The sequence below is a fragment of the Psychrobacter sp. Rd 27.2 genome, assembly GCF_001921755.1.
Classification (GTDB): Bacteria; Pseudomonadota; Gammaproteobacteria; order Pseudomonadales; family Moraxellaceae; genus Psychrobacter; species Psychrobacter celer.
Map to the genome: position 1 here is coordinate 1 of NZ_MRYB01000037.1, position 845 is coordinate 845.

Here is an 845-nt window from a genome sequence, read left to right on the forward strand (position 1 = left end):
CTAGGGCGTGTCCCTAATTCAGTTTGCAATGAATCATAGTACAAGCTAGATACAGCATAGACTTATAATTACGAGCCAATTTCTCGTATCGAGTCGCAATACTACGGAACTGCTTTAGCCTTGCAAACGTGTTTTCAACTAAGTGTCGTAGCTTATATAAATAATGATCAAACGCTACATCTGGTTGTTTAGCATTTCTTCTTTTAGGGATGACAGGGCTTATATTGTCTTGCTTTAGCCTGTTTCTAATGGTTTCAGAATCATAAGCTTTATCAGCAATGAAGTAGGTCGCATCCGTTAACATCTCTATGATGTCATCTACCGCTTGGCTGTCGTGGACGTCACCCCCAGTGATTTTAAAATCAATCGGGTTTCCATGCGAGTCGACGGCGAGATGAATCTTGGTGGTTGTTCCACCTCGAGATTTTCCAGTGGCTCGAAGCTCTCCTCGTCTGGCGCCGCTTGAATGCTGATGACAGCGGATGTAGCTTCCGTCTGCGAACACCCATTCTTCATCAATACTTGCTCGTAGGTCAAAAAAAATTGCTCCCATAAGCCTTTTTTTGACAACCTGTTAAAGCGATTATAGGCGGTTTTCCATGGACATAGCTCACTCGGTATATCACGCCATGGGGCTCCTGTACGAAGTTTCCATAATATGGCTTCCATGACTTGTCTGTCATTTTTCCAGGTATGACAGCCATGAGCCTTCATAGTACTTTGGAGTTGTTCCCATGTATTATCATTGAGCACTGTTCTTGCCATAATTTAGAGAGCCATGTGGTAAATAGTCTCTTTATTTTAAAGGCTTTATACTTACTTTTCCAGATTAGGGACACGCCCTA

1 protein-coding gene is annotated in these 845 nt (G+C 42.6%); it reads right to left on the bottom strand.

What is annotated here, in order from left to right; translation table 11 throughout:
* Positions 1–13 precede the first annotated feature (13 nt).
* Positions 14–765 (bottom strand): IS5 family transposase gene (locus BTV99_RS12485; protein ID WP_198411581.1). Its coding sequence is split into 2 segments (ribosomal slippage): positions 14–537 and positions 537–765, totalling 753 coding nucleotides; the frame shifts between segments, so codons are not numbered across the junction.
* Between the last annotated feature and the right edge of the window lie 80 nt (positions 766–845).